5 protein-coding genes and 1 pseudogene are annotated in these 5,457 nt (G+C 71.1%); 2 read left to right on the top strand and 4 right to left on the bottom strand.

Annotation, left to right across the window (positions count from 1 at the left end):
* Positions 1-618: SDR family oxidoreductase (locus ACTS11_RS02030; protein WP_442638685.1), on the top strand; the 618-nt coding region annotated here is incomplete at its 5' end.
* Between the two features lie 14 nt (positions 619-632).
* Positions 633-1,481 carry an ureidoglycolate lyase gene (locus ACTS11_RS02025; protein ID WP_442638684.1) on the top strand — a complete coding sequence of 283 codons (849 nt, stop codon included), beginning with the start codon at positions 633-635 and terminating at the stop codon, positions 1,479-1,481.
* Positions 1,482-1,621: 140 nt separating this feature from the next.
* Here the strand turns inward: ACTS11_RS02025 and ACTS11_RS02020 are convergent, their stop codons facing one another.
* From ACTS11_RS02020 to ACTS11_RS02005, 4 genes and pseudogenes are all read right to left on the bottom strand, one after another.
* Positions 1,622-2,917 carry an L-fuconate dehydratase gene (locus tag ACTS11_RS02020; protein ID WP_442638683.1) on the bottom strand — a complete coding sequence of 432 codons (1,296 nt, stop codon included), beginning with the start codon at positions 2,915-2,917 and terminating at the stop codon, positions 1,622-1,624.
* Between the two features lie 111 nt (positions 2,918-3,028).
* Positions 3,029-4,300, bottom strand: a complete 1,272-nt coding sequence (gene fahA, locus ACTS11_RS02015; protein WP_442638682.1) for a fumarylacetoacetase — start codon at positions 4,298-4,300, stop codon at positions 3,029-3,031.
* The gene (locus ACTS11_RS02010; protein WP_442638681.1) at positions 4,297-5,232 is read right to left on the bottom strand and encodes a dimethyl sulfoxide reductase anchor subunit family protein; all 936 of its coding nucleotides are present in this window, start codon (positions 5,230-5,232) and stop codon (positions 4,297-4,299) included. Before ACTS11_RS02010 ends, fahA begins: the two co-directional genes overlap by 4 nt.
* A gap of 26 nt (positions 5,233-5,258) precedes the next feature.
* Positions 5,259-5,457 (bottom strand): annotated as a pseudogene (locus tag ACTS11_RS02005) (4Fe-4S dicluster domain-containing protein); the annotation flags it as partial.

Here is a 5,457-nt window from a genome sequence, read left to right as displayed (position 1 = left end):
CCCGTGGCCGAGGCGGGCGGCGAAACGCACCGCCTCGACGTCACCGACGATGCCGCCGTGGCCGCCTTCGCCGGGCGCACCGGCGCCGTGGACATCCTGTTCAACTGCGCGGGCTTCGTCCACCACGGCACCATCCTCGACTGCCCGCCCGAGGATTTCGACGCCTCCTTCCGCCTCAACGTCCGCGCCATGTACCAGGTCACGCGCGCCTTCCTTCCCGCGATGATCGGGCAGGGCGGCGGCACCATCGTCAACATGGCCTCCGCCGTCTCCTCCATCATCGCCGCACCCAACCGCTTCGTCTACGGCGCGACCAAGGCCGCGGTGATCGGCATGACCAAGGGGATCGCCGCCGACTTCGTCACCCGGGGCATCCGCGCCAACGCGATCTGCCCCGGCACGGTCGAGAGCCCTTCCTGGCACGCCCGCGTCCGCGCGCAGGGCGAGGCGATCGGCGACGTGGAGAAGGCCCGCGCCGACTTCATCGCCCGCCAGCCCATGGGCCGGATCGCCACCGCCGCCGAAATCGCCAGCCTCGCCGTCTACCTCGCGAGCGACGAGAGCGCCTTCATGACCGGTCAGGCCGTCGTGATCGACGGCGGCTGGTCCAACGTCTGAACGGAAAGAGGGACATGAAACTCCTGCGCTACGGGGCCCCGGGCTCCGAGAAACCGGGGATGCTCGACGCCGAGGGCCGCATCCGCGACCTCTCCGCCGTCGTGGCCGACATCGCCGGCGATACGCTCGCGCCCGAAGGCCTCGCCCGCCTCGCCGCCCTCGACCCCGCGGACCTGCCGCGCGTCGAGGGCGCCCCGCGCCTCGGCCCCTGCGTCGGCGGCGTCGGCAAGTTCATCTGCGTCGGCCTCAACTACGCCGACCACGCCGCCGAGAGCGGCATGCCCGTCCCGCCCGAACCCGTGCTCTTCTTCAAGGCGACGAGCGCGATCTGCGGCCCCGACGACCCGGTGCGCATCCCGAGGAACTCCTCCAAAACCGACTGGGAGGTCGAACTCGGCGTCGTCATCGGCAAGGCCGGCTCCTACATCGACGAGGCCGACGCCATGGACCACGTGGCGGGCTATTGCGTGATCAACGACTGGTCCGAGCGCGAATTCCAGATGGAACGCGCCGGCCAGTGGATGAAGGGCAAGTCCTGCGACAGCTTCGGCCCCATCGGCCCCTGGCTCGTGACCCGCGACGAGGTGCCCGACCCGCAGGACCTCGCCATGTGGCTCGAGGTCGACGGCCACCGCTACCAGGACGGCTCGACCCGCACCATGGTCTACGGCGTGCGCCACCTCGTGCACTACATCAGCCGGTTCATGAGCCTGCAGCCGGGCGACGTCATCTCGACCGGCACGCCCCCCGGCGTCGGCCTCGGCCAGAAGCCCCCGGTCTACCTGCGCGAGGGCCAGATCGTGCGCCTCGGCATCGCGGGCCTCGGCGAACAGACGCAGACGGCCATCGCCTGGAACGCCTGACGGGGGGGCCCTGCCCCCGCAGCTTCATCTTTCCTCAAATACGCGGGGGAGCGCGAGGGGGTGAAACCCCCTCGCCCGGGTCGATGCCGAAGGCATCGACACAAGGCGGGACGCGTCGCCGCCGCAGGCGGCGACACCGCTCACGCCTGCCACGCCGCGCCGCCCGGAAACGCGTGCCGCGCGAGGCTCGCGGGCTTCATCTCCACCGAGAAGCCGGGCATCGACGGTGGCACGTAACGCCCGTTCCGCGTGCGCACCGGGTCCACGAAATGCTCGTGCAGGTGGTCGACGAATTCCAGCACCCGGTTCTCGAGGCGCGCCGAGACGCAGACGTAGTCGACGAAGCTCATGTGCTGGATCAGTTCGCACAGGCCCACCCCGCCGGCGTGGGGGCAGACCGGCAGCCCGAATTTCTCCGCCATCAGCATCACGCCCAGGATCTCGTTCGGCCCGGCGAGGCGGCAGCTGTCCACCTGCACGAAACGGATCGCGCCCGCCTGCATGAGCTGCTTGAACATCACCGCGTTGTGGCAGTGCTCGCCCGTCGCCACGCTGATGGGCGCGATCTCGCGGGCGATGCGGGCGTGGCCGAGGATGTCGTCGGGGCTCGTCGGCTCCTCGATCCACCAGGGGTCGAAGGCCGCGAGCCGCTTCATGTTCGCGATGGCCTCCTCCACGCCCCAGACCTGGTTGGCGTCCATCATCAGGAACCGGTCGGGCCCGATCTCCTCGCGGATGATCGCGGCGCGGCGCATGTCGTCCTCGATGTTGCGGCCGACCTTCATCTTGAAGTGGGTCCATCCCTCGGCCAGCGCCGCGCGCATCAGCGTGCGGATCTTCTCGTCGGAATAGCCGAGCCACCCGGCCGAGGTCGTGTAGGCGGGGTACCCGTCGCGCTCCATCTCGGCGATGCGTGCCGCGCGTCCGCCGGCCTTCTCCTCCAGCCGCTCGCGGGCCTCCTCCGGGGGCAGCGCGTCGGCGAGGTAGCGCCAGTCGACCAGCGCGACCTGCTCGGCGGGCGACATCGCCGCGATCAGCCGCCAGACGGGCTTGCCCGCGCGCTTGCCGTAGAGGTCCCAGAGCGCGTTCATCACCGCCGCCGCCGCGAGGTGGATCACCCCCTTCTCGGGGCCGGTCCACCTCAGCTGGCTGTCCCCCGTCACCAGCCGCCATGTCGCGCCCATGTCCGACAGGAGTCCGTCGACCTCCCGTCCCTTCACCAGCGCGGCCACCGCCTCGATGGCGGCGCAGCAGATCTCGTTGCCGCGCCCGATGGTGAAGGTCATGCCGTGCCCCTCGCTGCCGTCCGAGGCGCGCAGCACCACGTAGGCGGCCGAATAGTCGGGCGTCGGGTTCATCGCGTCCGACCCGTCGAGCATCCGGCTCGTCGGGAACCGCACGTCATGGGTCGTCACGTCCGTGATCTTCGCGGCCACTCTCTCGCCTCCCCTTCCGCCGATTGGCATGCTAGCATGTTAGAAGGCGCGCACAGAGGCCGCAAGCGGTCGAGAGACGCGCCGACATCGGAAAACCTGCGTGATCCGGGGTCAGTCCCGGGGCCCGGGCGCGGCGGGCGCCGGGCGAATCGTGCCAGCGCAGGTGCCGAAGCCGATCCGGTAGGGTCCGTCGCAATGGCCGCGCAGCGTCACGCTGTCCCCGTCCTCGAGGAACGCGCGCCTGCCGCCCTCGACATCCAGCGGGTCGCGCCCGTTCCAGGTGAGTTCCAGGAGCGATCCCCAACTCTCCCGCGCCTCGCCCGAGATCGTGCCCGACCCGAGCAGATCGCCCGTCTCCATCGCGCAGCCCGACAGCGTATGGTGCGCCAGTTGCTGCGCCGCCGAGTAGTAGAGCCAACGCGCGTTGGTCCGCAGGATGCGACGCCCCGCCCGTCCCTCGGGCGCAAGCTCGGCCTCGATCACGATGTCGAGGTTGTTCGGCGTCTCCTCGCGCAGGTAGGGCAGGAGCGGCACCGCACGCTCCGGCGGCGGCACGCGGAAGGGCTCCAGCGCGTCGCGGGTCACGACCCAGGGGCTGATGGTCGTACCGAAGGCCTTGGACAGGAACGGGCCGAGCGGCTGGTATTCCCAGACCTGGATGTCCCGTGCCGACCAGTCGTTCAGGAGAACATAGCCGAAGATCGCCTCCCAGGCCTCGGCGGCGCTCATCGGCGCGCCCATCGCATTGCCGGTCCCGACCAGCGCGCCGAGTTCCACCTCGAAGTCGAGCTTCGCCGTGGGGCCGACGCGCGGCGCGGCGTCCTCGGGCCCCTTGAGCTGGCCGAGGGGGCGCGTGATCGGCGTGCCCGAGACCACCACCGTCGAGGCGCGCCCGTTGTAGCCGATGGGCACGTGGAGCCAGTTGGGCAGAAGCGCGTTCGCCGGGTCGCGGAACATGGAGCCCACGTTCGTCGCGTGCTCGCGCGAGGCGTAGAAGTCGGTGAAGCCCCGGATCTCGGCGGGCAGGTGCAGGACGGCATCCGCCTGCGCCACGAGCGGCAGGTCGCGCGTGCCCGCCGCCGCGTCGAGCAGCGCCGCGATCCGGCGGCGCATCGACGTCCACTCCTCCTTCGGCCGCGCCATGAAGCGGTTGAGGCTTCCGGTGTCGAAGACAGGCTGGCCGGTGCCGAGCCTCCCCTGCCCCTCCGCCGCCGTCAGGTCGAGAATCATGTCCCCGATGGCCACGCCGACCCGGCACGGCCCGCCGCCGTGCGAGAAGACGCCGTAAGGCAGGTTCTGGACGGGGAAGTCCGTCCCCGGCGCGTTGGCGCTCTCGATCCAGCTTCGGCGGCCGGGGTCGTGGGTCTCGTCCAGCCGGCTCATGCGCCCGCGCCCCTCGGCCCGAGATCCGATCCGTAGTAGAGCATCGACAGGTGCCGCGCCTCCGCGAAGAAGAGCCAGCGCTCGATCCACGTGCCGAGAAGCGCGGAGAGTGCCGCCGCGGCAAGGAAGACGGTCGCGAGGTCCGGCAGGAGCGTCGCGAGCAGGAGCCCGAGAAGCGGCACCGAGAGCAGGAACCCCATCGCCCAGAGCCGCAGGCGCCGTGCGTGACGGCGCGCCACGGCATAGCCCATCTCGCGCATGACGAAATTGGGCTGCGTGTGCGGCGGGTCGAGGGTTCGGATCTCCGACGCCCCCGGGATGCCCAGCGCCTGTGCCAAGCCGAAAGGCGCTCCGAGCCCGTCGATCCGCCGCCAGTAGAGCCACTTGAGGAGCGCCGCGAGCAGGAGGCCCGCCGCAGCCAGCGCAGGCCAGGGCCCCGCGTCGAACAGCGCGAGGACAAGCGCGCCCGTCGCCCCCGCGAGCGCGAGATAGGCCCAGGGCACGAGGCCCAGGTTCCACTCGGGCACGGTGCGGAGCGAGGCATAGATCATCCCCGTGCACCAGACCGTCGCAACCGCGCCGAGCGACAGGAGCCCCCCGGCGAGCGCCCCGCCCGGCAGCCCGAAGACCAGCGCAAGGAAGAGCAGCCCCGCCGGACCGTAGGTCGCCACCGCTGCCACCCCTTCGCGCGAGAGCCAGGAGCTGCGCCACTGGCTGAAGGCGCGCCAGGCGCGCTCCGGATGGCCGAGGTGGAAGGTCGACGACAGGAGGCCGGCCGTCACCAGCACACCGCCGAGGATCAACGCGGCGAGCGTCGGCCCAGCCTTGTGCGGCAGCCCGTCGAGCGCGATCCGCAGGCCGAGCCAGAACCACAGCCCGTACCCCGCGCCGGAGGCCGTGGTGAAGAAGATGACGGAAAAGGCGGGGTTCATCGTCTGGATAATTCCGGGCAGCGGGATCAGCGCGACAGCATCTGGTCAACCCAGCGCAGCAGGCCCTTGGCGGGCGTCGTCTCGGTATCGGCGGCGGGAGCCGAGGAACAGCCCGACAGCGGGTTCTGGCGCGGGCGCGGCGGCAGGTACTTGTTGGTCGGCTTGTAGCCCAGCTCCGGCATCAGGTCGTAGCCGCCGCGCTCGGCGACCAGCCGCGAGACCGCG

The sequence above is a fragment of the Roseicyclus sp. genome, from assembly GCF_052168335.1.
Taxonomy (GTDB): domain Bacteria; phylum Pseudomonadota; class Alphaproteobacteria; order Rhodobacterales; family Rhodobacteraceae; genus Roseibacterium.
The sequence above is the reverse complement of the archived record's forward strand: the minus strand, read 5'-3'. Positions and strand labels throughout refer to the sequence as shown.

What these genes read in the sequence shown, in the direction of transcription:
- ACTS11_RS02010 (WP_442638681.1), bottom strand. Translation starts at nt 5,232, where the DNA reads ATGAACCCCGCCTTTTCCGTCATCTTCTTCACCACGGCCTCCGGCGCG.
- ACTS11_RS02025 (WP_442638684.1), top strand. Translation starts at nt 633, where the DNA reads ATGAAACTCCTGCGCTACGGGGCCCCGGGCTCCGAGAAACCGGGGATG.
- fahA (WP_442638682.1), bottom strand. Translation starts at nt 4,300, where the DNA reads ATGAGCCGGCTGGACGAGACCCACGACCCCGGCCGCCGAAGCTGGATC.